General features: G+C 40.7%; 2 protein-coding genes. Both read right to left on the minus strand.

Annotated features, from left to right (window positions below):
* The coding region (gene dltD / locus V7659_RS03855; protein ID WP_335538235.1) for a D-alanyl-lipoteichoic acid biosynthesis protein DltD at positions 1–636 on the minus strand (636 nt) is incomplete at its 3' end.
* On the minus strand, positions 636–786 hold a 151-nt coding region (gene dltC, locus V7659_RS03860; RefSeq protein WP_335538241.1), incomplete at its 5' end, for a D-alanine--poly(phosphoribitol) ligase subunit DltC. The genes dltD and dltC, both read right to left, overlap by 1 nt.

A 786-nucleotide genomic window follows, 5' to 3' on the forward strand; every position in this document is an offset into this window, starting at 1 on the left:
TAAAAAACCATAAGCAAAGGGCTTGATGACCATGGCTTTGGTTTGGTGCCATTTATCATGATATACATTCGCCTCCAAAAGAGAAGAAAGCATCCAATCACTTTTGACTACATTAAAGGCTAAAAGGCGCTTTGAACCTTCTGTCACTAATGGGTGATTCACTTTTGGGTTTAACGCAAATTGGTACCCTTGTAAAACAGAAAAGTTGGGTGCGAAGTGGGATTCATCCGAGCCTTCAGGTACAAACCATTGTGGTGATATGACGAAAACGATTCTTTTGCCCTTCAACTGATCTGCATGTGCTGAAAAGTTTAAAAAGTGAAGAAGTGCCTCCGTTCCCCCTCTTCCGACTAAAAACGGCGTGAAGCCCTGTGGATTCACATGAAAATAGTTTGACGGATGAAAAGGGTCTAATCGAGCCAATTCCGAAGAACCATAAACAGGCAAATAAGCAGGATCATCTAACATCTTTTGTTGAACCAAATATCCTTGAAACATATTGGGGTCTAATCCTACAGATTCTCGCTCCACCAACTTATCATTAATCAAAGGCAGTAACCATTGCGCTGGAAACAACAACAGAATGGAGAATAAGATGACTGCCACCATCAAGGGTTTAAAGGAGGAGCGGTTCATTACCGATTCTCCAATTGACCAATAATTGCATTCGGAGTATTCCATTCTTCTCTGTCAAAATCAGAAATCCCCACTGTAATTTCTAAACGTTCTTCAATTTCAACAAGCAATGAAACCGTTCCGAACGAGTCCAATAGACCTTCCTTAAAT

The sequence above is a fragment of the Neobacillus drentensis genome, from assembly GCF_036966985.1.
Lineage (GTDB): Bacteria > Bacillota > Bacilli > Bacillales > Cytobacillaceae > Neobacillus > Neobacillus drentensis_E.